We start from the raw sequence: 21,783 nt of genomic DNA, 5'->3' as shown, positions 1-21,783 counted from the left end.
CCATGAAAACCACAGGTTTCGCCATCGCTCACGCCAGCATGCTGCTTTGGGCCTTGTTGATCGCCGCATCGTTTTCCGCGGCGGCGCAAGTCAGCCAGGCCATCGACCCGATCCTGCTGACCGGTTTGCGTCTGCTGTTTTGCGCCTTGGTGTTTCTACCGCTGTTGCTGCTCAAAGGCGATGCCGTCATGACCGCCCGTGGGCTGCTCGGTCACGCGGTACTCGGCCTGCTGCTGGCGCTGTACTTCGGCTCGTTGTTCGAAGCATTGCGCTACACCTCGGCCGTCAACACTGGGACGATGTTCACGCTGGTGCCGCTGATGACTCTGGGCTTCGAAGCCGTACTAACACCTGACAGTCGTCTGAAGCAACGGATTGTGCCGATGCTGCTCGCCGCCGCCGGGGCGGTTTTGTTGATCATGAAAGACACTGGCCCCGGCGAGTTGCCATCGCCCTATGCATTGACGGTGTATGGCATCGGCTGCCTGGCGATGGCGCTCTACGCCCCCCTCAGCCAGCGCCTGAAAGCCGATAGCCTCAAGGGACGCGGGCCGGTGTCCATGACGTTCTGGAATATGCTGTTCGGTGCGCTGTTCCTGCTGGTGTTCTGTGGATTGAGTGGCGGTTGGCGCTCGGCATCATTACTGACGCTCAACGATTTCTATTGGCTGATGTACTTGGCCGTGTTCGCCACCCTGGCAACGTTCTGGCTGCTGCACCGGGCCATAGTCGTGATCGCACCGTCCTCGGTGATTTCCTACATCTACCTGAGCACGTTGTTCATCACCTTGTTTCACTGGCTATGGGGACGCCAGATGCCGCTGCCGCTGGAAATGGCCGGCGCGGTGCTGGTGGGTCTTGGCATGTTCGCGCTGTTGATATCCAGCCGCCGCACGGTGTCGGCGATGGTCCAGGGCTGACAGGGTCTTGGGGGAAACGTCCTGCAAGGCATTTTCCCGGCTCGCTCATTCCGCTAGGATCATTCACCCACCCTTGCACACGGTCAGCGCAAGGGACGCAGCGAGACGCAATGGATGCTGAACAGTAATTCGCTTAGAAAACTCGACATGCAGGACCTCATGGTGTTCGTCGCCGTGTATGAGCAGAACAGCGTCACCGACGTATCCGAGACGCTTTGCGTCAGCCAGTCCACCGTGAGTTACTGCTTGAAAAAACTGCGCACCAGTTTCGAGGACGAACTGTTCATCAATACCCGTACCGGTGGCATGCAGCCCACCTGCAAGGCCGGCGCGATGTACCCTCACGTACTGAAAATCCTCGAAAGCATCAACCTGTGTCACGCCAGCTCACCCGCGTTCGACCCTGGCCTGCAACCCGTGACCTTCAACATCTGCGCACCGGAATATTTCGAACAGCTGATCCTGCCGCGCTTGTTGAAAACCTTCGACCTCGCCGATCTTCCGGTGATGGTCAATGTGTTCAAACTCGAAGCCGATATCCCTGCCGAAGCGTTGCGCGAAGGCAGCCTCGACCTGGTGATGTGCTTCGGTCCGAACTTTCATCGCAGTCACGTCGATTTCAAATCGCAGACGCTGCTGGAAGACGATCTGGTGTGTGTTTTCGACAAGCGCACCACGCCAGCGGAACCACGCTTGAGTCTGCAAACCTATGTCGAACGTCGACACGTGTTCCCGACACCCTGGACGTCCGCCACCAACATGGTCGACGGCTGGCTCGCGCAGCAGGCACAACAGCGCCAGATCGTCGCACGCGCCAACAGCTACAGTGCAGCGCTAAAGCTGATTACCGGCACCGACTATGCCCTGACCCTGCCCCGGCGCATCCAGCGATTGCTGGCCAGTGCAGACACCTTCAATCACTGTGAAGCGCCCGAAGGCTTGCCGGGTTTCACCCTCGACATGCAGTGGAACCAGAGTGTCGATCAGGACAGCGCCAACACCTGGCTGCGAGCGCAAGTGATCCGGGCCTGCATCGACCAGGAAACGGCCTGATACTCAGTTATTGATGGCGGTCTTGCTGTAGGAATCGCGATCGATGTCGAGAATTTCCACGCACAACTGGACCTCAATGCTGCTCGGCCATTCACACAGGTCCTGCACTACCGCCAGCAGGCTATCGGACAACTGTTTCTTGATCTCTGCGGAACGACCACTCAGCAGCGCCAGTTTCACATGCACGAACGCCCGCTCAGCCAGTGCCGTACCGACCTTGAACGTCTCGACCTTGACCGCGCGGCTCTTGATGTCGAATTCGGCAGCAAACTGACCGGAACCCACCAATGTATTGTTCAACCGCATCAATGCCACATCGGCATTCAGATCAGTCAGGTTGGCGGTATATTCCATGTGCAGGTGAGGCATGAGTCAGTTCCTGTAAGTGGGTGGAAAGGTCGTACATATAACACAGCACCGCCCTGCTCATTCAGGCAGCGGCAAAACCGCACGCTCGCTCATGAACGCTTCCAGCCGCGAGCGCAGCCAGCGCTCGGCAGGGTCGGTATCGACATGACTGAGCCAGACCATGGACAGGTCCAGGGTAGGTGTCTGGATCGGAAAGGGTTCCTTGAACAGCACTCCCGATGCAGCCATCGCCTCGGCGGTATAGTCCGGCAGGCTGGCAATCAGGTCCGTCCCGGCAAGCAGGGCCGGCAAAGAACTGTATTGCGGTACCGAGAGCACCACCTGGCGCGTGCGGCCGATGTCCGCCAGCCACTCGTCGGCGTAGCCACTGACGTTGGCGGTATGGGACACCAGCACGTGCGGTCGCGCGCAATATTCATCGAGGGTCAGCGGAGTGTCGGAGGCATCGGCGCGCAAAATGCTGGGCTGGATGTGCCGCAGCAACTTGCGCTTGGCATTGGCCGGCAAGCCACGGGTCTGGCTGATACCCACCGTGATATCGCCAGACGCCAGCAAGTCGGGAATCCGCCAGTAATCGACATGCTGCACCACAAACACCACGTTGGGCGCCTCCTGGCGCAGAGCTCGCAGCAATGGCGGCAACAGGCCGAACTCGACATCGTCGGACAGCCCTATGCGGAACGACATCGTGCTGCTGGCCGGGTCAAAATCATGGGTCAGGCTCAAGGCCACGGACAACGAATCCAGCGCTGGCGACAGGTGCCTGATGATCTCCTCGGCCCGTGCCGTCGGCTCCATGCGATGACCAACACGTATGAACAGCGGATCATTGAACATCGCACGCAAGCGGTTGAGCGCCGAACTGATGGTCGGCTGACCGAGAAACAGTTTCTCCGCCACCCGAGTGACATTGCGCTCGAGCATCAATGTTTCGAATACCACCATCAGGTTGATATCCGCCTTGCGAAGCTCGTTGCGATTCATCCACTGCCCCCGATCCCAAAATCTACTGACAGTTTAGGTAGCTGGTGCGACTGCCGTCTATCCAACTCAGGTTCAACAGCCTGACGCCGTTCACGTTTAAGCAAAATGCTGCTCCATGCTTTGTCCTACAGCCCCTTCCTTTTTACCTGGAACCCCTGGCAGGCAGCCCGCGAGCCCCTAAGCTCAGCGACGCACGAGGTGAAAAACCACCCTCGTCATCCAAAACATGCGAAATCACAAGGAGCGACACCATGGCCAGAGACAAAGCCAAAGACGACAAACACTTCAACTGCACCCAGGCACACGAAGCCGACTACGTCGCCAACCTGTACCCGCACGCCAGGGAAGAGGTCAAGACATTCCTAGCCTCGGCCTGCAAGGATAAATCCCTGCACAACTCCACCCACAAGGACGTCTACGAACTGATCAAGAGAAAACTGGGCCATACCCAGCCGTAAGACGGATTGAAACGAAGCTGCTCTGTACGAGCAGCTTCACCGCCCTCTATCTAGATTTCCTTGATCGGGGTCTGCTCGCAGGTCCCTTTGATCAAACTGATTGCATGCACACAATCAGCCTTGTTGACGTAAGCCTCCCCGCTGGCAATCGTTTCATGATTGCCTGCCCTCAACCGCCAACGCCATTGGCCCTTGCCGGTCAGAACGGTGCCGCGGATTTGTCTGTAAATCTCGAAATACATTGCTCGCTCCTTGCGATAGCTGGTGGCTGCAGATCAGTGGTCTGCGAAACCAGAGTAAAGGAGGAGCTTCCAGGCTGATTGCTTTCAATGTCAGGGGATATTTCGCACTGGCGACCCTGAATAATCGTGTGCGAACTTTCCTGGGGACAAAAACAAAACCCCTACCTGCATACGCAGATAGGGGTTTCGGAATTTAATCTTGACGATGACCTACTCTCACATGGGGAAACCCCACACTACCATCGGCGATGCATCGTTTCACTGCTGAGTTCGGGATGGGATCAGGTGGTTCCAACGCTCTATGGTCGTCAAGAAATTCGGGTACTGAGTCGTGACCGGTTGGCCGCGCTTCAGCAAATTGGGTATGTGATAGTTTGGTGTTTTGTGAGTATCTCGAACTTTCGGTTCGTTTCGTCTTCACACACCGCAATCTGGCCTTTCGACGCAAATTGCTTGGGTGTTATATGGTCAAGCCTCACGGGCAATTAGTATTGGTTAGCTCAACGCCTCACAGCGCTTACACACCCAACCTATCAACGTCGTAGTCTTCGACGGCCCTTCAGGGGACTCAAGGTCCCAGTGAGATCTCATCTTGAGGCAAGTTTCCCGCTTAGATGCTTTCAGCGGTTATCTTTTCCGAACATAGCTACCCGGCAATGCCACTGGCGTGACAACCGGAACACCAGAGGTTCGTCCACTCCGGTCCTCTCGTACTAGGAGCAGCCCCTCTCAAATCTCAAACGTCCACGGCAGATAGGGACCGAACTGTCTCACGACGTTCTAAACCCAGCTCGCGTACCACTTTAAATGGCGAACAGCCATACCCTTGGGACCGGCTTCAGCCCCAGGATGTGATGAGCCGACATCGAGGTGCCAAACACCGCCGTCGATATGAACTCTTGGGCGGTATCAGCCTGTTATCCCCGGAGTACCTTTTATCCGTTGAGCGATGGCCCTTCCATACAGAACCACCGGATCACTAAGACCTACTTTCGTACCTGCTCGACGTGTCTGTCTCGCAGTCAAGCGCGCTTTTGCCTTTATACTCTACGACCGATTTCCGACCGGTCTGAGCGCACCTTCGTACTCCTCCGTTACTCTTTAGGAGGAGACCGCCCCAGTCAAACTACCCACCATACACTGTCCTCGATCCGGATAACGGACCTGAGTTAGAACCTCAAAGTTGCCAGGGTGGTATTTCAAGGTTGGCTCCACGCGAACTGGCGTCCACGCTTCAAAGCCTCCCACCTATCCTACACAAGCAAATTCAAAGTCCAGTGCAAAGCTATAGTAAAGGTTCACGGGGTCTTTCCGTCTAGCCGCGGATACACTGCATCTTCACAGCGATTTCAATTTCACTGAGTCTCGGGTGGAGACAGCGCCGCCATCGTTACGCCATTCGTGCAGGTCGGAACTTACCCGACAAGGAATTTCGCTACCTTAGGACCGTTATAGTTACGGCCGCCGTTTACCGGGGCTTCGATCAAGAGCTTCGCGTTAGCTAACCCCATCAATTAACCTTCCGGCACCGGGCAGGCGTCACACCCTATACGTCCACTTTCGTGTTTGCAGAGTGCTGTGTTTTTAATAAACAGTCGCAGCGGCCTGGTATCTTCGACCGGCGTGGGCTTACGGAGCAAGTCCTTCACCCTCACCGGCGCACCTTCTCCCGAAGTTACGGTGCCATTTTGCCTAGTTCCTTCACCCGAGTTCTCTCAAGCGCCTTGGTATTCTCTACCCAACCACCTGTGTCGGTTTGGGGTACGGTTCCTGGTTACCTGAAGCTTAGAAGCTTTTCTTGGAAGCATGGCATCAACCACTTCGTGTTCTAAAAGAACACTCGTCATCAGCTCTCGGCCTTAGAATCCCGGATTTACCTAAGATTCCAGCCTACCACCTTAAACTTGGACAACCAACGCCAAGCTGGCCTAGCCTTCTCCGTCCCTCCATCGCAATAACCAGAAGTACAGGAATATTAACCTGTTTTCCATCGACTACGCTTTTCAGCCTCGCCTTAGGGACCGACTAACCCTGCGTCGATTAACGTTGCGCAGGAAACCTTGGTCTTTCGGCGTGGGTGTTTTTCACACCCATTGTCGTTACTCATGTCAGCATTCGCACTTCTGATACCTCCAGCAAGCTTCTCAACTCACCTTCACAGGCTTACAGAACGCTCCTCTACCGCATCACCCGAAGGTGATACCCGTAGCTTCGGTGTATGGTTTGAGCCCCGTTACATCTTCCGCGCAGGCCGACTCGACTAGTGAGCTATTACGCTTTCTTTAAAGGGTGGCTGCTTCTAAGCCAACCTCCTAGCTGTCTAAGCCTTCCCACATCGTTTCCCACTTAACCATAACTTTGGGACCTTAGCTGACGGTCTGGGTTGTTTCCCTTTTCACGACGGACGTTAGCACCCGCCGTGTGTCTCCCATGCTCGGCACTTGTAGGTATTCGGAGTTTGCATCGGTTTGGTAAGTCGGGATGACCCCCTAGCCGAAACAGTGCTCTACCCCCTACAGTGATACATGAGGCGCTACCTAAATAGCTTTCGAGGAGAACCAGCTATCTCCGAGCTTGATTAGCCTTTCACTCCGATCCACAGGTCATCCGCTAACTTTTCAACGGTAGTCGGTTCGGTCCTCCAGTTAGTGTTACCCAACCTTCAACCTGCCCATGGATAGATCGCCCGGTTTCGGGTCTATTCCCAGCGACTAGACGCCCTATTAAGACTCGCTTTCGCTACGCCTCCCCTATTCGGTTAAGCTCGCCACTGAAAATAAGTCGCTGACCCATTATACAAAAGGTACGCAGTCACCCAACAAAGTGGGCTCCCACTGCTTGTACGCATACGGTTTCAGGATCTATTTCACTCCCCTCTCCGGGGTTCTTTTCGCCTTTCCCTCACGGTACTAGTTCACTATCGGTCAGTCAGTAGTATTTAGCCTTGGAGGATGGTCCCCCCATATTCAGACAAAGTTTCTCGTGCTCCGTCCTACTCGATTTCATGACCAAGAGATTTTCGCGTACAGGGCTATCACCCACTATGGCCGCACTTTCCAGAGCGTTCCGCTAATCTCAAAGCCACTTAAGGGCTGGTCCCCGTTCGCTCGCCACTACTAAGGGAATCTCGGTTGATTTCTTTTCCTCAGGGTACTTAGATGTTTCAGTTCCCCTGGTTCGCCTCTTGCACCTATGTATTCAGTACAAGATAACCATCTTATGATGGCTGGGTTCCCCCATTCAGACATCTCCGGATCAAAGTCTGTTTGCCGACTCCCCGAAGCTTTTCGCAGGCTACCACGTCTTTCATCGCCTCTGACTGCCAAGGCATCCACCGTATGCGCTTCTTCACTTGACCATATAACCCCAAGCAATCTGGTTATACTGTGAAGACGACATTCGCCGAAAATTCGCGATTAAACTCACAAATTTTACCTTAGCCTGATCCGTTACCAGTGAAAGTAACGTTCAGTCTATCTTTCTATCACATACCCAAATTTTTAAAGAACGAACTAGTCAAAGACTAGAAATCAACATTCACACTGGAATATTCATTTCTAAACTCTAACGAAGCAGACCACCTTAAAGGCTGGCAACTCGTCTTCTTCAATGAATCAAGCAATTCGTGTGGGAACTTATGGAGCAGCTGAGTCGTCGATTAAGGAGGTGATCCAGCCGCAGGTTCCCCTACGGCTACCTTGTTACGACTTCACCCCAGTCATGAATCACACCGTGGTAACCGTCCTCCCGAAGGTTAGACTAGCTACTTCTGGTGCAACCCACTCCCATGGTGTGACGGGCGGTGTGTACAAGGCCCGGGAACGTATTCACCGCGACATTCTGATTCGCGATTACTAGCGATTCCGACTTCACGCAGTCGAGTTGCAGACTGCGATCCGGACTACGATCGGTTTTGTGGGATTAGCTCCACCTCGCGGCTTGGCAACCCTCTGTACCGACCATTGTAGCACGTGTGTAGCCCAGGCCGTAAGGGCCATGATGACTTGACGTCATCCCCACCTTCCTCCGGTTTGTCACCGGCAGTCTCCTTAGAGTGCCCACCATTACGTGCTGGTAACTAAGGACAAGGGTTGCGCTCGTTACGGGACTTAACCCAACATCTCACGACACGAGCTGACGACAGCCATGCAGCACCTGTCTCAATGTTCCCGAAGGCACCAATCCATCTCTGGAAAGTTCATTGGATGTCAAGGCCTGGTAAGGTTCTTCGCGTTGCTTCGAATTAAACCACATGCTCCACCGCTTGTGCGGGCCCCCGTCAATTCATTTGAGTTTTAACCTTGCGGCCGTACTCCCCAGGCGGTCAACTTAATGCGTTAGCTGCGCCACTAAGAGCTCAAGGCTCCCAACGGCTAGTTGACATCGTTTACGGCGTGGACTACCAGGGTATCTAATCCTGTTTGCTCCCCACGCTTTCGCACCTCAGTGTCAGTATCAGTCCAGGTGGTCGCCTTCGCCACTGGTGTTCCTTCCTATATCTACGCATTTCACCGCTACACAGGAAATTCCACCACCCTCTACCATACTCTAGCTTGTCAGTTTTGAATGCAGTTCCCAGGTTGAGCCCGGGGCTTTCACATCCAACTTAACAAACCACCTACGCGCGCTTTACGCCCAGTAATTCCGATTAACGCTTGCACCCTCTGTATTACCGCGGCTGCTGGCACAGAGTTAGCCGGTGCTTATTCTGTCGGTAACGTCAAAACACTAACGTATTAGGTTAATGCCCTTCCTCCCAACTTAAAGTGCTTTACAATCCGAAGACCTTCTTCACACACGCGGCATGGCTGGATCAGGCTTTCGCCCATTGTCCAATATTCCCCACTGCTGCCTCCCGTAGGAGTCTGGACCGTGTCTCAGTTCCAGTGTGACTGATCATCCTCTCAGACCAGTTACGGATCGTCGCCTTGGTGAGCCATTACCTCACCAACTAGCTAATCCGACCTAGGCTCATCTGATAGCGCAAGGCCCGAAGGTCCCCTGCTTTCTCCCGTAGGACGTATGCGGTATTAGCGTTCCTTTCGAAACGTTGTCCCCCACTACCAGGCAGATTCCTAGGCATTACTCACCCGTCCGCCGCTGAATTCAGGAGCAAGCTCCTGTCATCCGCTCGACTTGCATGTGTTAGGCCTGCCGCCAGCGTTCAATCTGAGCCATGATCAAACTCTTCAGTTCAAACATCTTTGGGTTTTGAGAAAACCCTAAACTTGGCTCAGCAATCGTTGGTTACATCTTTGATTTCTCGCGGAGTAACTTGTGATGCTGATAATCTGTTGACTAGCAGTCTGACTCCACAAGCACCCACACGAATTGCTTGATTCAGTTGTTAAAGAGCGGTTGGTTAAGATCTTTCGTCTCAACCGAGGTGCGCATCTTACAGCGCATCTTTTCAATTTGCAACCTTAAAAGTTTCTGATTTTTCAACAAAATCAACTACTTAAGCCAAGAGCAACATCAAACTGCTCGTTAGCGGGAGGCGAATAGTACAGGATTAAAATACGTGGTCAACCCCCCACCTGAAAATTCTTCTTCCTTACCAAAGCGCCCGGGCTGCCACCACGAGAACCTCCAGCATCTATATAAAGCACTGGGGCAGCAGCGAACCCAAACCACGTCGCCTGGACATATAGATACAACAATGGTGAGAAAGCCCTGCGGTAAATGGATACCCGGGGATCCCAAGAGCATGACGGGTATCGCGTCAAAAATTCCGGGACACGAAATACCCCGACCAATATGACAGAAACGAAAAAGCCCCTGAAATGTTTAACCATTTCAGGGGCTTAGTCTTATTCAATAATGGCGGAGAGATAGGGATTCGAACCCTAGGTACCGGTGAAGGTACAACGGATTTCGAATCCGTCCCATTCGGCCACTCTGGCATCTCTCCAACGGCGCGCATCATAACAACACTTTCGCAGGAAGCGAACCCCCTAAGCGAAATATTTCTGTGCTATCAGATGCTTGCGTCGGTTAAAGCGGTACGCCCAGGCGATTGGCGACTTCTTCATAGGCTTCGATGACGTCACCGAGGCCCTGACGGAAGCGGTCCTTGTCCATTTTCTTGCCGGTAGCCTTGTCCCACAGGCGGCAGCCGTCCGGGCTGAATTCGTCGCCCAGCACGATGGAGCCATCGTGGAACACGCCGAATTCCAGCTTGAAGTCGACCAGCAGCAAGCCGGCGTCGTCGAACAGCTTGCTCAGGACTTCGTTGACCTTGAGCGACAGTTCTTTCATGCGAACCAGTTGCTCGGCGGTGCCCCAACCAAAGGCTACGACGTGGGATTCGTTGATGAACGGGTCGCCCTTGGCGTCGTCCTTCAGGAACAGCTCGAAGGTGTAAGGGTTGAGCTTCATGCCCTCTTCGACACCCAGACGCTTGACCAGGCTGCCGGCGGCGTAGTTACGCACGACGCACTCGACCGGGATCATGTCGAGCTTCTTCACCAGGCATTCGTTGTCGCCCAGCAATTTGTCGAATTGGGTCGGCACGCCAGCAGCTTCGAGCTTCTGCATGATGAAGGCATTGAACTTGTTGTTCACCATGCCTTTGCGGTCGAGCTGCTCGATACGCTTGCCATCGAACGCCGAGGTGTCGTTGCGAAACAGCAGGATCAAACGGTTAGCGTCGTCGGTCTTGTAAACCGATTTGGCTTTGCCGCGGTAGAGTTCTTCACGTTTTTCCATGATGGGCTCCGCTTGCTAAGTAGATGGGCTAGGCGATGTGACGCCAGTCGAGCCCTGAATCTTGATCGGCCAGTTGCAGCCAGTCCGGGTCGCACCCGAGGGTGTCGACAAAACATTGCCGGGCCAGCCGCGGCAGGTTGTTCTTGCTGCTCAGATGGGCCAGGACCAGGTGTTGCAGGTCTTTCCAGCCCAGCTCGGCCACCAGGAATGCCGCCTGGTGGTTATTCAAATGCCCCAATTCACCGCCTACCCGTTGCTTGAGAAAGTACGGGTAATGACCGCGAGCCAGCATGTCACGGCAGTGATTGGACTCGATCATCAACGCATCGAGGTCCCGATAGCCGTCCAGCACCTTGTCACAATACGAGCCCAGGTCGGTCAACAGGCCGAAGCGCCGTAAACCGTCACTGAACACATATTGCGTCGGTTCTTGTGCATCGTGGGCCACGGCAATGACACCGATGCTCAAGTCGCCGATTTGCAGCTGCTCGCCGCCGGCCAGAAAGCCTGCGGGTTCAATCGGTTTGCGCATCCCGCGCAAGGTCCCGCGACTGAGGTAGACAGGCAGATTGTAGCGCCGAGACAGCAAACCCACGCCATGCACGTGGTCGGCATGTTCGTGGGTCACGAGTATCGCGCTCAACTGCGCAGGGTTCACACCCAGGCGCAGCAGGCGTTTCTCGGTTTCCCGCAGGGAAAAACCACAATCCACCAATACGTACGTATCAGCGCTGGCTATCAGCGTGCCGTTCCCTTGACTGCCGCTGCCGAGAACGGCAAAACGCATAGGATCAGCCCAGGTTGTCCTGAATCTTGCTCAACACTTTACGCGCCACATCTGCCGGCGCTACGGTGTTGATGTTTTTCTCGACGGTGACCTGTACGTTCTCGCCAACCTTGCTCAGGCGAACCTGATAACGCTCGGCGCGGGCGTCAAGCTCTTCCTTGCTCGGCGCGCTGCCGAACAGGCTGCTGAAGAAGCCTGGCTTGTCGTCTTTGCTCTCGGCTTTTTCGGCCAGGTTGATGTAGTACAGGCCCAGGCTGCGGTTGATGTCTTCAACACGCCATTCGCCCTGTTCCAACGCACGACCGACGCTCGACCAGGCACGATCCAGGTCGGTACCGACGTTCAGCACAGGGTTGCCGCTGCCGTCTTCACTCAGGCTGACACGACTTGGCGCGTCGAAATCACGCGAAGCCAGCATGGAGACCGAACCGCCCTTCTCCGAGATGCGGCTCATGCTCGCGAGCATGTCGTCGACCAGTGCCGCGTCCAGGCCAGTGTTGACCGAACGGTTGGTGAAGGCCACGTCGGCGGTGCTGCCGGCAGGACGCTCGGCGCTGACCACATAGACTTCACTGGTATTGCGCTGCACGCCCGGCTCAATGCGCACCCGCACGCGGGTTTCGCTGTCCGTGCTGACGCCGGCCGCGCTCAGGCGCTTGGCCATGGCCGTAGACAGTTCATCGGAATGCTGCCAGGTCGTGGTGAATTCGCCGGTTTGCGGACGCTGTTCATCCAGACGGAAACCGTTGTCCTGGAAGAACTGAACGGCTACAGGCCAGATTTCGGCCGGTGGATTTTGCGCCAGGATCGAGCGCGAATCACCGCTCTTCTGCAGGGAGTACGGACTGGCGTCGGCCCCAGCCGTCAATGGCTGCGGACGAGGAACGATGTATTCGCCCTTGACGGTGTCATCGGCCACGTTGCGCGGGATCGGCAACAGCGGATCCAGACGCTTGGCGGTACGGACATCCTGCGGTATTTGCATCGGTGCAGTCTGTTGCGCTTCCAGGTAATCGCTACCACGGTCACGGAAATAACCTTCCGGGCCCCAGATCCATCCGCAGCCACTGGTGCTGGAGATAATCAAGGCAAGTGCGGAAAGTCCGGCCATTCGCTTCATGCGTTGTACTTCCTCAATTAAACCAGGACGCCGCACTGGCGCAGGGCCGTGCGCAGCGTTTCGTGACAAGGTGCGCTCAGCCAGGTCAACGGCAGGCGAATGCCTTCGTGCATCAGGCCCATTTCAACCAAAGCCCACTTCACCGGAATCGGGTTGGCTTCGATGAACAGGTCCTTGTGCAGCGGCATCAATTTTTCGTTGATTGCCCGGGCGGTCTCGGCATCCCCCTTGAGGGCGGCCTCGCACAGATCGGCCATTTCACGTGGAGCGACGTTGGCGGTGACGGAGATGTTGCCCTTGCCGCCCATCAGAATCAGCTCGACGGCGGTCGGATCATCGCCGGAAAGGACGATGAAGTCCTTGCTTACGCCATCGAGGATCGCCTTGGCGCGCTTGAGGTCGCCGGTCGCCTCCTTGATACCGATGATGTTCGGCACGGTGGACAGGCGGATCACGGTTTCGGCCTGCATGTCGCAGGAGGTACGGCCGGGAACGTTATAGAGAATCTGCGGGATGTCGACCGCTTCTGCGATGTGCTTGAAGTGCAGGTACAGGCCTTCCTGGGTCGGCTTGTTGTAGTACGGCACGACCAGCAGGCAGGCATCGGCGCCGGCTTCCTTGGCGTTACGGGTCAATTCGACGGCTTCGCGGGTCGAGTTGGCGCCGGTACCGGCGATCACCGGAATGCGGCCATTGACCTGCTTGACCACAGCGCGGATGACTGCGATGTGCTCGTTGACGTCGAGGGTTGCCGATTCGCCGGTGGTGCCGACGGCGACAATGGCATGGGTGCCGTTTTCAAGGTGGAAGTCCACGAGTTTGCTGAGGCTGTCCCAGTCAAGACGCCCCTGTGCATCCATGGGTGTGACCAGTGCCACCATACTGCCCGCAATCATGAAACCGCTCCTGCCGGAAAAAGAGAGCCGTAATGGTACTGGCGCCAAGATGCTTGCACAAGCGAAGTACTGTGCTGCCGCCATTCCCCTTGGCGCCGGTTTTCGCTACCCTTCAGACTTTGATCGGTACAGACAAGCTCGTCCGTCGGGTTTCAGCCTCCATTTTCGGCATCACAAGCCCTGATCCAGCGTTGCCGCCTCTCGCTCCCGCCCCGCCGGAGCACGTCGCAACCTGCCGCTTGGGGTTTTCTGAATTCGCATCCGCAGGCTGGCTCCCGACAAAACGCCCTCTGGACGTATCGACCGCTCATCGCTTTAGGAATGCTGCATGTCCACCCCCACAGTTCGCGAACAATTCCTTGTTATCAGTGCCCTCGGCGCCAACCCCATGGAGCTGACCAACGTCCTGTGCCGCGCCAGCCATGAAAACCGCTGCGCCGTTGTCACCTCTCGCCTGACCCGTCATGGCGAATGCAGTGCCCTGGTGCTGGAAATCTCCGGTAGCTGGGATGCCCTGGCGCGCCTGGAAGGCAGCCTGCCAGTATTGGCCAAGCGGCATGCGTTCACGGTCAACGTGGTGCGCAGCGCCGCCCTGGAAAACCGCCCCCAGGCCCTGCCGTACGTCGCTTATGTCAGCTCGGCCTACCGCTCGGACATCATCAACGAGCTGTGCCAGTTCTTCATGGACCACAATGTCGAGCTGGAAAACCTGACCTGCGACACCTACCAGGCTCCGCAGACCGGCGGCACCATGCTCAACGCCACGTTTACCGTGACCTTGCCAGCCGGCGTGCAAATCAGCTGGCTGCGCGATCAGTTCCTGGATTTTGCCGACGCGCTGAACCTCGATGCCTTGATCGAACCCTGGCGCCCACAGAACCCAATGTAAGGAAGCTTTCATGGCCGTTGCCATCGACCAACCGGTTGCCGATTTCGAAGCCCCCGCCACCAGCGGGCAAGCCGTCAGCCTCGCCGGCCTGAAAGGCAAGCAGGTGGTGATCTACTTCTACCCCAAGGACAGCACGCCGGGCTGCACGACCGAGGGGCAGGGTTTTCGTGATCAATACTCTGCGTTCAAGGCCGCCAACACCGAAGTGTTCGGTGTGTCTCGCGACAGCATGAAATCCCACGAGAACTTCAAGTGCAAACAGGAATTCCCCTTTGAGCTGATCAGTGACAAGGACGAAGCCATCTGCCAGCTGTTCGATGTGATCAAGCTGAAAAAGCTCTACGGCAAGGAATACATGGGCGTGGATCGCAGCACGTTCCTGATCGACGCCAACGGCGTGCTGCGTCAGGAATGGCGCGGCGTGAAGGTGCCGGGGCATGTTGATGCCGTTTTGGCTGCGGCTCAGGCACTGAGCAAAGCCTGATTTTTGAGCGCCCTTTCGGACGCCATCGCGAGCAAGCTCGCTCCCACATTGGTTTTGTGTCCACCACAAACCATCTGTGGGAGCGAGCTTGCTCGCGATGAGGCCCTTCGCTTCAGCTCATAAATCCACTTCGTGAATTAAAGCAACGGCGCCACCACCGGCTCCTTGCGCGGCCAAGCGTCCAGCACGGCCTTGAACAGTGTTGCCAGGGGAATCGCAAAAAACACCCCCCAGAACCCCCACAACCCGCCAAACAACAGCACCGCGCAGATGATCGCCACCGGGTGCAGGTTGACCGCCTCCGAGAACAGCAAGGGCACCAGCACGTTGCCATCCAGCGTCTGAATGATCCCGTAGACCGCCATCAAGTATATGAACTGATCGCTCCAGCCCCACTGGAACAGCGCAATCAGAAATACGGGCACGGTCACCACCACGGCGCCGACATAAGGCACCACCACCGATATCCCCACCAGCAATGCCAGCAGCGCCGCGTAGTTGAGCTCAAGAACAACGAAGGCGATGTAGGTCACGCCACCGCAAATGAAGATTTCGATGACCTTGCCGCGAATGTAGTTGGCTATCTGCCGGTTCATTTCATGGGCGACCCGGGTGATCAACGCCCGCTCACGGGGCAGGTAACCGCGCACCCACTGGCCGATCATGGCCCGATCCTTGAGGAAGAAAAACACCAGGATCGGCACCAGCACCAGATAGATCATGATGTTTACAAGCAATGGCAGGCTCGATAGCGAGAACGTGAGCGCCCACTGACCAAACTTGCCGATTTCGCCCCGCGCCGCTTCAATGGCCCGCAGCACTTGCTCATCGGATACCAGGTGCGGATAGCGCTCAGGCAGCAGCAACAAGAGTGACTGCCACTTGGCAAGCATGCCGGGCAACTCGTTGAACAAAGTGATCAGTTGGTGCCACAGCAACGGCACGACAACCACGATGAATACCAGCAACAACCCCATGAATAACGCAAAGACCATCCCCACCGCGACCCAACCCGGCACGCGCAGGCGCTCGAGGGTCACCACCAGCCCCTGCATCAGATACGCCAGCACCATGCCCGCGAGTACCGGCGCCAGCATACCGCCCAAGGTCAGTACGATGGTGAATGCCAGAAACAGCAGGACAGCCAGCACCACCGCTTCTTCATCGGAGAAATAGCGCTGAATCCAGTCGCGTAACACTTTGAACATCAATAATCCTTAGGAGCAAACGCAGCCGAATTCAGGCTTTTTTCAACCAGTAGCGGTAAACACCCGCATCTTCTTCTTCAAGAAGCAGGGTATGACCGGCCAATCGGGCAAAGGTGCGAAAGTCACGTTGCGAACCTGCATCGGTGGCGATGACCTTGAGCACCGCACCACTGGCCAGCCGGTTGAGTTCCATCTTGGCCTTGAGCAACGGCAACGGGCAATTCAGGCCGCTGGCGTCCAGTTCAACGTCATGCTCTACAGCGTCGGTCATTGCATCACTCCGGGTCAGGCGGTTGAGTTGCCTAGAATATCTGGTCGCAACGCCGGTGTCCGGCTACAGTAAGGTCTTTGTCGACTAAGGCTTTGTGCATGACCTTTTTGCGCCCTACCCTGCTGACGCTCGCTTGCCTGCTCGCCTCACCGGGCTTCGCCGACGACCTGCCGTCACTCGGCGACGCCAGTTCTGCCATTGTCTCACCGCAACAGGAATACCAGCTCGGCCGCGCCTGGCTGGCCATGTTGCGCAGTCAGGTTTCGCAGCTCAACGACCCGCAACTCAAGGATTACGTGGAATCCAGCGTTTACCGACTGGTCGAGACCAGTCAGGTCACTGACCGGCGCCTGGAGTTCATCCTGATCAACAGCCCGCAGCTCAACGCCTTTGCGGCGCCGGGCGGGATCGTCGGGGTGAACGGTGGTTTGTTCCTCAACGCCCAGACCGAAGGCGAATACGCTTCGGTAATGGCGCACGAATTGGCTCACTTGTCGCAGCGCCACTTTGCCCGGGGCGTCGAAGCGCAGCAACGCATGCAAGTCCCCATGATGGCTGCATTGCTGGCCGGTATCGTGATTGCAGCCGCGGGCGCCGGTGACGCCGGGATCGCGGCCATTGCCGGCACACAGGCTGCGGCCATTCAGGAACAGCGTCGATTCTCCCGCCAGAACGAACAGGAAGCCGACCGCATTGGCATTCTCAATCTGGAAAAGGCCGGTTATGACCCCCGGTCGATGCCCACCATGTTCGAGCGCCTGGGGCGTCAGTATCGCTACGATGCCAAGCCACCGGAATTCCTGCTGACTCACCCGGTCACCGAATCGCGTATCGCCGACACCCGCAACCGCGCCGAACTAGCACCACAGGGTGGCATCGAAGACAGCATGCGCTATCAACTGATCCGCGCGCGCGTCCAGTTGATCTATGAAGAAACCCCGGGGCTCGGTGCCAAGCGCTTCCGCGCCCAGCTCGACGAAAACCCGAAAAGCGACGTGGCACGCTACGGCCTGGCAATTGCCCAGATCAAGGGTGGCCAACTGAACGAAGCACGGGAAAACCTCAAGTTGCTGCTGGCCAAGGCACCCAACGAGATCATCTACAACCTGGCTCAGGTCGACCTGGACATCACCAACAATCGCCTGCCGGACGCCCAGTCCCGGGTTGAGCGGTTGATGGCCCAGTACCCTGGCAACTATCCGCTGAATCAGGCGCGCGTCGACCTGCTGCTGAAGCAGAACCGCGCCGCGGATGCGGAAAAAGCCCTCGAAAGCCTACTCAAGTCGCGTCCGGATGACCCGGACGTGTGGTATCAGGTTGCCGAGACGCGCGGCCTGTCGGGCAATATCATCGGCCTGCACCAGGCTCGCGCCGAATACTTTGCGCTGGTCGGGGACTACAAACAGGCCATTCAGCAACTGGACTTCGCCAAACGCAGGGCTGGCAGCAACTTCCCGCTGTCTTCGCGGATTGACGCGCGGCAACGCGAGCTGATGGAACAGGAGCGCATGATCAAGGACATGATGGGCTGACGCCCCGGCGACAAAAGCTCCGAACACAAAAAAACCGCCTCTTTCGAGGCGGTTTTTTATTCAACCAACAAAAACCGGGTTATTCAGCCAGCTTGAAGGTGATGAAGCTCGCACGCCCCTGACGCAGTACCCGCATCGACACCGAGCGGTTCTTTGGCAGCGCCTTGGCGATGTCCGCGAACTCCTTGGTAGAACCGATGGCCTGGTTGTTCAGGTGGGTGATCACATCACCCGGCTGCAGGCCGATCATGGCGGCCGGGCCGTCCTGCACTTCCTTGATCAGCACACCACCTTTGAGGTCGTAGGTTTTCTTCTGCTCGTCAGTCAGCTCGACCACGGAAACACCCAGGCGATTACTGCTGCGCTCGATGCTGGATTTTGGCAGCGCGTCCAGCTCCTTGCCTTCTTCCGGAATCGCGCCGACCGTCAATTCGACATTCTTGCGCTTGCCGTCACGAATCACTTCCAGATCGGCCTTGGTGCCAGCCTTCAACGCGCCAACGAGATGCGGCAGGTCGGCCGACATAACGATTGGCTGACCGTTCATGCTCAGGATCACGTCGCCCACTTGCAGACCACCCTTGGCAGCCGGACCATCATCCTGGATTTGGGCAACCAGCGCACCGGCCGGCTTCTCCAGACCGAACGACTCGGCCAGGTCCTTGCTCACTTCCTGAATCACGACGCCCAGCCAGCCACGGCTGACCTTGCCACCGGATTTCAGCTGATTGGAAACATCCATGGCCACGTCGATCGGGATTGCAAACGACACGCCCATGAAGCCACCGGAGCGGGTATAGATCTGCGAGTTGATCCCGACCACCTCACCATTCAGGTTGAACAGCGGGCCGCCCGAGTTACCCGGGTTGATCGGCACGTCGGTCTGGATGAACGGCACATAGTTTTCGTTCGGCAGGCTGCGACCGACGGCGCTGACGATGCCTTGGGTCACTGTGTGGTCAAAGCCGAATGGCGAACCGATCGCGACAACCCATTGGCCGGCCTTCAGGTCCTGGGATTTACCGAGCTTGAGCACGGGCAGATCCTTGCCTTCGATTTTCAGCAGCGCCACGTCTGAACGTGGATCGGTACCAATCAGCTTGGCTTTCATTTCGCTGCGATCAGCCAGACGGACGAGGATTTCGTCAGCATCGGCGATCACGTGGTTGTTGGTCAGGATATAGCCATCGGAAGAGATGATGAAACCCGAGCCCAGGGAAGTCGCCTCGCGCTGGCGGTCGCGAGGTGAGCGCGATTGTGGCGGCATGCCTCGTTCGAAGAATTCGCGCAGCATCGGCGGCAAGCCTTCGAGGTCGGGCATTTGCTGGCTGACTTTGCGATCCGGCAGCTTTTGCGTGGTACTGATGTTCACGACCGCAGGCGAGGCCTGTTCGACCAGTTGCGTAAAATCAGGCAACTCGACCGCTTGGGCGGTGACCGCCTGACCGAGCACCAGCACGGTGGCAATAATGGAAAGGTAGGACTTCAAGCGAGGTATCGACATACGGCTCCCGTTACGACGAGCAGGGTTAAGCGATATGGAGCAAGGAACACCGGGAACAATACGCCGGTATTTTTGTTCCGGGAACAACAAACAAGGCCAGAGCCGAGGGGCTCTGACCTATAAGAAATTTACGGGATTTTTGCAAATTGAAATGCTCACGAAACATTTCGAATTCAGCTCACTGCTTGGTTGCAGCGGCGTCGGTGCGCATCGAAAGCGCTATCCGTTCAGCAGTACCGACCGGTATCTCGCCGACGACGGTGACCATCATGTCACCCTGTGCCGTGGCCAAGCGCCGGGAAACCGCAACGGTCGGCCCCAACTGAGTACGGGTGTCGGTGACTGTTGCGCCATTCAACGGCTCGAGGAATACCGAAAAGCGCGTCAGACCATCGTCATACATCAGGCTATTGACCTGGGTCTTGGTCTGCGGATCCTTGCGAGCGGTGCTGCTGGTCAGCTCGAAGCCGGGCGGCAACCAGTCGGAACGCCAGACCTGGGCAGACTTGACGGCAGAAGCCTTGTCACTTTCGAGATTGACTGGCTTGCAATCATTACTGGCCTGCAGGTCTTTTTCGGAAGGAACGTCAGCGGTATCCAGTTGCGTGAACTGGAAGCGCTCCAACAACCGTCCCTTGTCGTCCAATAGCAAGGACTTCAAAGGCAGGCCGGTCTCTTTGTCCAGATGCAGTTCAAAACCGTAGCGGTGCTGATCGCGTGGTGTCAGCGATACGATCACCGCCGAACGCCCGGCGACACGCGACTTGCCGATGACGGCGAGGTCATACCAATTCTTGAGCTTTTGCGGATCGAGTGCACGGGCAGCGGAGTTCGGGGAGTCCCCAAGCCCTGCTATCAGTGTGCCGCTGACGCATTGGGTTTGCCCATCAATGCGAACGACCTCCTGAGCGGAACCGTCAAGCTGGATCAATCGCTCGCGGACCTTTCCTTCCTGGACGCGGTGCCAGATGTTATGGGTAGAAAAACTACCGTTACGCTCGTAGACGAAAGCACCCTGAAAGCTTTGCTGCTGCTCTGCCTGGCCCAGGCGGGTCAACCAGTCCTGAGCTTCATCGGCTTGGGCTGGAACGATGAACCAGCCGCTGAGCAGAAGCGAAAGTAGAGGTATGGCGCGCATGATCCTCCTTAACGGTTTTCCAGGCTTGCGGCACGAGCGTAAGGCAGAGCGCTCTCAGTGCCTTTCAGTGCAGCCTGTTGTGCGTGTTGGCGCAAGTAACCTGGCAGACGCTGATCGTGCCAGCCTGGTTGACCTTGCAATACGCCGTTGGCCATTGGGCCGGTAGCATCCGAACTCTCATTGTAGCCTGCCAAAACGGCTGGGCCTTTTACTTGAGGAGCGGCCAGCGCGGGTTGACTGGATTGCTGGGCCAGTTCGACACCGGCGATCTCATCCTGGTTGTACAGACGCACACCGGCCAGCACCGCCAGGGTCACGGAAGCTGCGACCGCCAGACGACCCAGGCTGCGCCATGGACCACGGGAGGCTTTTGCCGGTACGGCTTCGTCAGCCAGGGCAGCAGAAACAGCCGCGGCGATGTCCAGGCGTGGAAGCAGCAGATCCTTGTGCATCACTGCCCGAGCGATCTGATAACGAGCCCATGTTTCACGGGTTTCAACATCGTCACAGGCATTCAATACCCGACGCAATTCCAATTCGTCCGCTTCGTTATCCATCACTGCGGACAGCGATTCCTGCAGGGCTTCACGACTCATGGCGTTCCTCTCTTGGCTGTCGCCGCTGTCTTTAGTTTTCCTGCAACAACGGCTGCAGGGCTTTGTCGATGGCCTCCCGGGCGCGGAAGATCCGGGAGCGCACGGTGCCTACCGGACATTGCATGACACTCGCAATGTCCTCGTAACTCAGACCATCAAACTCACGTAAAGTTAAAGCCGTACGCAAATCTTCCGGCAGTTGCTGAATGGTTCGATGGACGGTGCCTTCGATCTCATCCCGCAGCAAGGCCCGCTCTGGCGACTCGAGATCCTTGAGGCCATGATCGCCATCGTAGAACTCTGCATCCTCGGAACTGACATCGCTATCCGGCGGCCGACGGCCGCGTGAAACCAGATAGTTTTTCGCCGTGTTGATGGCGATGCGGTAAAGCCACGTATAAAACGCGCTGTCTCCGCGAAAATTTCCAAGTGCACGGTATGCCTTGATAAAGGCTTCTTGTGCCACATCCTGGGCTTCATGGGTGTCGTGCACGAAACGCACGATCAACCCGAGAATTTTGTGCTGGTATTTCAGCACTAGCAGATCGAAAGCACGCTTGTCGCCGCGCTGAACGCGCTCGACCAGTTGCTGATCCTCTTCCTGGGTTAGCATGAACACTCCTC

General features: G+C 56.7%; 19 protein-coding genes, 1 tRNA gene and 3 rRNA genes. 6 read left to right on the top strand and 17 right to left on the bottom strand.

What is annotated here, in order from left to right; all coding sequences use genetic code 11:
• Nucleotides 1–2: 2 nt before the first annotated feature.
• Both AC3IT6_RS06715 and AC3IT6_RS06710 read left to right on the top strand, forming a co-directional pair.
• Nucleotides 3–920 (top strand): DMT family transporter, encoded by a 918-nt coding sequence (locus tag AC3IT6_RS06715; RefSeq protein ID WP_489354673.1) that lies wholly within the window; start codon nucleotides 3–5, stop codon nucleotides 918–920.
• Nucleotides 921–1,034: 114 nt separating this feature from the next.
• Complete coding sequence (locus AC3IT6_RS06710; RefSeq protein ID WP_489354672.1) at nucleotides 1,035–1,973, top strand: LysR family transcriptional regulator; 939 nt, start codon at nucleotides 1,035–1,037, stop codon at nucleotides 1,971–1,973.
• 3 nt (nucleotides 1,974–1,976) lie between these two features.
• Here the strand turns inward: AC3IT6_RS06710 and AC3IT6_RS06705 are convergent, their stop codons facing one another.
• Both AC3IT6_RS06705 and AC3IT6_RS06700 read right to left on the bottom strand, forming a co-directional pair.
• Nucleotides 1,977–2,342, bottom strand: a complete 366-nt coding sequence (locus AC3IT6_RS06705) for a 5-carboxymethyl-2-hydroxymuconate Delta-isomerase (protein ID WP_489354671.1) — start codon at nucleotides 2,340–2,342, stop codon at nucleotides 1,977–1,979.
• Between the two features lie 57 nt (nucleotides 2,343–2,399).
• Nucleotides 2,400–3,326 carry a LysR substrate-binding domain-containing protein gene (locus tag AC3IT6_RS06700; RefSeq protein WP_056721301.1) on the bottom strand — a complete coding sequence of 309 codons (927 nt, stop codon included), beginning with the start codon at nucleotides 3,324–3,326 and terminating at the stop codon, nucleotides 2,400–2,402.
• A gap of 251 nt (nucleotides 3,327–3,577) precedes the next feature.
• Between AC3IT6_RS06700 and AC3IT6_RS06695 the strand changes: the two genes are divergently transcribed.
• The gene (locus AC3IT6_RS06695; RefSeq protein ID WP_223448965.1) at nucleotides 3,578–3,784 is read left to right on the top strand and encodes a hypothetical protein; all 207 of its coding nucleotides are present in this window, start codon (nucleotides 3,578–3,580) and stop codon (nucleotides 3,782–3,784) included.
• A gap of 50 nt (nucleotides 3,785–3,834) precedes the next feature.
• On the opposite strand, the gene AC3IT6_RS06690 is transcribed toward AC3IT6_RS06695, so the two are convergent.
• The 9 genes from AC3IT6_RS06690 to dapA all read right to left on the bottom strand — a co-directional run bounded on the left by AC3IT6_RS06690 (nucleotide 3,835) and on the right by dapA (nucleotide 13,537).
• Nucleotides 3,835–4,026, bottom strand: a complete 192-nt coding sequence (locus tag AC3IT6_RS06690; RefSeq protein WP_150724330.1) for a YegP family protein — start codon at nucleotides 4,024–4,026, stop codon at nucleotides 3,835–3,837.
• A gap of 197 nt (nucleotides 4,027–4,223) precedes the next feature.
• Nucleotides 4,224–4,339, bottom strand: a 5S ribosomal RNA gene (rrf, locus tag AC3IT6_RS06685).
• 151 nt (nucleotides 4,340–4,490) lie between these two features.
• Nucleotides 4,491–7,384 (bottom strand): 23S ribosomal RNA (locus AC3IT6_RS06680).
• A gap of 301 nt (nucleotides 7,385–7,685) precedes the next feature.
• Nucleotides 7,686–9,222 (bottom strand): 16S ribosomal RNA (locus AC3IT6_RS06675).
• Together the 16S, 23S and 5S rRNA genes form the textbook arrangement of a ribosomal RNA operon.
• A gap of 625 nt (nucleotides 9,223–9,847) precedes the next feature.
• Nucleotides 9,848–9,937 (bottom strand) — tRNA-Ser (locus tag AC3IT6_RS06670).
• 83 nt (nucleotides 9,938–10,020) lie between these two features.
• Nucleotides 10,021–10,734: a phosphoribosylaminoimidazolesuccinocarboxamide synthase gene (gene purC / locus AC3IT6_RS06665; RefSeq protein WP_007944067.1), complete on the bottom strand. Its 714-nt coding sequence runs from the start codon at nucleotides 10,732–10,734 to the stop codon at nucleotides 10,021–10,023.
• 28 nt (nucleotides 10,735–10,762) lie between these two features.
• The gene (locus AC3IT6_RS06660; RefSeq protein WP_095945094.1) at nucleotides 10,763–11,521 is read right to left on the bottom strand and encodes an MBL fold metallo-hydrolase; all 759 of its coding nucleotides are present in this window, start codon (nucleotides 11,519–11,521) and stop codon (nucleotides 10,763–10,765) included.
• Nucleotides 11,522–11,525: 4 nt separating this feature from the next.
• On the bottom strand, nucleotides 11,526–12,641 hold the full coding sequence (gene bamC, locus AC3IT6_RS06655; protein WP_489354670.1) for an NlpB/DapX family lipoprotein: 1,116 nt from the start codon (nucleotides 12,639–12,641) through the stop codon (nucleotides 11,526–11,528).
• Nucleotides 12,642–12,658: 17 nt separating this feature from the next.
• Nucleotides 12,659–13,537, bottom strand: coding sequence for a 4-hydroxy-tetrahydrodipicolinate synthase (gene dapA, locus AC3IT6_RS06650; RefSeq protein WP_223445998.1), 879 nt, complete (start codon nucleotides 13,535–13,537; stop codon nucleotides 12,659–12,661).
• Nucleotides 13,538–13,865: 328 nt separating this feature from the next.
• On the opposite strand from dapA, the gene AC3IT6_RS06645 reads away from it, so the two are divergent.
• Nucleotides 13,866–14,426 carry a glycine cleavage system transcriptional repressor gene (locus tag AC3IT6_RS06645; protein ID WP_007979776.1) on the top strand — a complete coding sequence of 187 codons (561 nt, stop codon included), beginning with the start codon at nucleotides 13,866–13,868 and terminating at the stop codon, nucleotides 14,424–14,426.
• 10 nt (nucleotides 14,427–14,436) lie between these two features.
• Nucleotides 14,437–14,910 (top strand): peroxiredoxin, encoded by a 474-nt coding sequence (locus tag AC3IT6_RS06640; RefSeq protein ID WP_489354669.1) that lies wholly within the window; start codon nucleotides 14,437–14,439, stop codon nucleotides 14,908–14,910.
• 137 nt (nucleotides 14,911–15,047) lie between these two features.
• On the opposite strand, the gene AC3IT6_RS06635 is transcribed toward AC3IT6_RS06640, so the two are convergent.
• Complete coding sequence (locus tag AC3IT6_RS06635; protein ID WP_489354668.1) at nucleotides 15,048–16,118, bottom strand: AI-2E family transporter; 1,071 nt, start codon at nucleotides 16,116–16,118, stop codon at nucleotides 15,048–15,050.
• A 31-nt stretch (nucleotides 16,119–16,149) separates the two neighbouring features.
• Nucleotides 16,150–16,389 (bottom strand): sulfurtransferase TusA family protein, encoded by a 240-nt coding sequence (locus tag AC3IT6_RS06630; protein ID WP_223463000.1) that lies wholly within the window; start codon nucleotides 16,387–16,389, stop codon nucleotides 16,150–16,152.
• 98 nt (nucleotides 16,390–16,487) lie between these two features.
• Here AC3IT6_RS06630 and AC3IT6_RS06625 point away from each other — a divergent pair, with 98 nt between their 5' ends.
• Nucleotides 16,488–17,921, top strand: a complete 1,434-nt coding sequence (locus AC3IT6_RS06625; protein ID WP_223446003.1) for a M48 family metalloprotease — start codon at nucleotides 16,488–16,490, stop codon at nucleotides 17,919–17,921.
• Between the two features lie 79 nt (nucleotides 17,922–18,000).
• Here the strand turns inward: AC3IT6_RS06625 and AC3IT6_RS06620 are convergent, their stop codons facing one another.
• The 4 genes from AC3IT6_RS06620 to rpoE all read right to left on the bottom strand — a co-directional run bounded on the left by AC3IT6_RS06620 (nucleotide 18,001) and on the right by rpoE (nucleotide 21,772).
• Entirely contained in the window at nucleotides 18,001–19,425 is a 1,425-nt protein-coding gene (locus tag AC3IT6_RS06620; protein ID WP_150727529.1) for a DegQ family serine endoprotease, read from the bottom strand.
• 178 nt (nucleotides 19,426–19,603) lie between these two features.
• Nucleotides 19,604–20,563 (bottom strand): MucB/RseB C-terminal domain-containing protein, encoded by a 960-nt coding sequence (locus AC3IT6_RS06615; protein ID WP_489354667.1) that lies wholly within the window; start codon nucleotides 20,561–20,563, stop codon nucleotides 19,604–19,606.
• Between the two features lie 8 nt (nucleotides 20,564–20,571).
• A complete protein-coding gene (locus AC3IT6_RS06610; protein ID WP_150727531.1) occupies nucleotides 20,572–21,159 on the bottom strand; it encodes a sigma-E factor negative regulatory protein in 588 nt (195 codons plus the stop codon).
• A 31-nt stretch (nucleotides 21,160–21,190) separates the two neighbouring features.
• Nucleotides 21,191–21,772: an RNA polymerase sigma factor RpoE/AlgU gene (gene rpoE / locus AC3IT6_RS06605; RefSeq protein WP_003172477.1), complete on the bottom strand. Its 582-nt coding sequence runs from the start codon at nucleotides 21,770–21,772 to the stop codon at nucleotides 21,191–21,193.
• Nucleotides 21,773–21,783 lie beyond the last annotated feature (11 nt).

The sequence above is a fragment of the Pseudomonas sp. KH_017 genome (assembly GCF_057840285.1).
Note: the sequence above shows the minus strand (reverse complement) of the source record. Positions and strands in the feature narration are given on the sequence as shown.

Bases quoted from the DNA above. Each gene is read 5' to 3' on its own strand.
- AC3IT6_RS06695 (WP_223448965.1), top strand. From the start codon at position 3,578: ATGGCCAGAGACAAAGCCAAAGACGACAAACACTTCAACTGCACCCAG.
- AC3IT6_RS06705 (WP_489354671.1), bottom strand. From the start codon at position 2,342: ATGCCTCACCTGCACATGGAATATACCGCCAACCTGACTGATCTGAAT.
- AC3IT6_RS06615 (WP_489354667.1), bottom strand. From the start codon at position 20,563: ATGCGCGCCATACCTCTACTTTCGCTTCTGCTCAGCGGCTGGTTCATC.
- AC3IT6_RS06625 (WP_223446003.1), top strand. From the start codon at position 16,488: ATGACCTTTTTGCGCCCTACCCTGCTGACGCTCGCTTGCCTGCTCGCC.
- AC3IT6_RS06630 (WP_223463000.1), bottom strand. From the start codon at position 16,389: ATGACCGACGCTGTAGAGCATGACGTTGAACTGGACGCCAGCGGCCTG.
- AC3IT6_RS06635 (WP_489354668.1), bottom strand. From the start codon at position 16,118: ATGTTCAAAGTGTTACGCGACTGGATTCAGCGCTATTTCTCCGATGAA.
- AC3IT6_RS06710 (WP_489354672.1), top strand. From the start codon at position 1,035: ATGCTGAACAGTAATTCGCTTAGAAAACTCGACATGCAGGACCTCATG.
- AC3IT6_RS06700 (WP_056721301.1), bottom strand. From the start codon at position 3,326: ATGAATCGCAACGAGCTTCGCAAGGCGGATATCAACCTGATGGTGGTA.
- purC (WP_007944067.1), bottom strand. From the start codon at position 10,734: ATGGAAAAACGTGAAGAACTCTACCGCGGCAAAGCCAAATCGGTTTAC.
- AC3IT6_RS06660 (WP_095945094.1), bottom strand. From the start codon at position 11,521: ATGCGTTTTGCCGTTCTCGGCAGCGGCAGTCAAGGGAACGGCACGCTG.
- AC3IT6_RS06690 (WP_150724330.1), bottom strand. From the start codon at position 4,026: ATGTATTTCGAGATTTACAGACAAATCCGCGGCACCGTTCTGACCGGC.
- AC3IT6_RS06640 (WP_489354669.1), top strand. From the start codon at position 14,437: ATGGCCGTTGCCATCGACCAACCGGTTGCCGATTTCGAAGCCCCCGCC.
- dapA (WP_223445998.1), bottom strand. From the start codon at position 13,537: ATGATTGCGGGCAGTATGGTGGCACTGGTCACACCCATGGATGCACAG.
- bamC (WP_489354670.1), bottom strand. From the start codon at position 12,641: ATGAAGCGAATGGCCGGACTTTCCGCACTTGCCTTGATTATCTCCAGC.
- AC3IT6_RS06610 (WP_150727531.1), bottom strand. From the start codon at position 21,159: ATGAGTCGTGAAGCCCTGCAGGAATCGCTGTCCGCAGTGATGGATAAC.
- AC3IT6_RS06715 (WP_489354673.1), top strand. From the start codon at position 3: ATGAAAACCACAGGTTTCGCCATCGCTCACGCCAGCATGCTGCTTTGG.
- AC3IT6_RS06620 (WP_150727529.1), bottom strand. From the start codon at position 19,425: ATGTCGATACCTCGCTTGAAGTCCTACCTTTCCATTATTGCCACCGTG.
- AC3IT6_RS06645 (WP_007979776.1), top strand. From the start codon at position 13,866: ATGTCCACCCCCACAGTTCGCGAACAATTCCTTGTTATCAGTGCCCTC.
- rpoE (WP_003172477.1), bottom strand. From the start codon at position 21,772: ATGCTAACCCAGGAAGAGGATCAGCAACTGGTCGAGCGCGTTCAGCGC.